General features: G+C 45.0%; 1 pseudogene. It reads right to left on the bottom strand.

The window, feature by feature from the left end:
• Positions 1–689: pseudogene (locus tag R8N47_RS25405) on the bottom strand (AAA family ATPase); the annotation flags it as partial.

Here is a 689-nt window from a genome sequence, read left to right as displayed (position 1 = left end):
AGCACCGATAATAGTATGGATCTCATCAATGAACAGGATGGCATCTTCTTCTTTTTCAAGCTGCTTCAAAATCGATTTGAAACGTTTCTCGAAATCACCACCATACTTAGTGCATGCTAGCAGCGAACCGATATCAAGTTAGGAGATAACGATATTTTGAATCACCTCAGGGAGTTGGCCTTCAACAATTCTCCAAGCTAGGCCTTCTGCAATTGCCGTTTTACCCTCACCGGCTCCATCAACTAGCAATGGGTTATTATTACGACGACGACATAGAACTTGGATCGTACGTTCTAGCTCTTTGTCACGGCCAATTAATGGATCAATATTACCGGCCTTCGCCACTTGGTTGAGGTTTGTTGCGAAGCTTTCTAAACGCTCATCGGAACCTGTCTCTTCGACACTATCCGAGCTAAACGAATCTGAAGAAGATGGATCTTCTCCGGCGCCAGAAGCTTTCGTAATACCGTGGGAGATAAAGTTGACAATATCTAAGCGAGAAATGTCGTTTTTCTTCAATAAATAAGCGGCGTGCGACTCTTGTTCGCTAAAGATTGCGACCAATACATTAGCACCCGTTACTTCGTTGCGACCAGACGACTGAACATGGAAAACCGCGCGTTGCAATACACGTTGAAAACTCAAAGTCGGCTGGGTTTCGCGCGTCTCATCACTTTCAGGGATAAGCG

The organism is Vibrio sp. 2132-1 (genome assembly GCF_033344315.1).
Note: the sequence above shows the minus strand (reverse complement) of the source record. Positions and strands in the feature narration are given on the sequence as shown.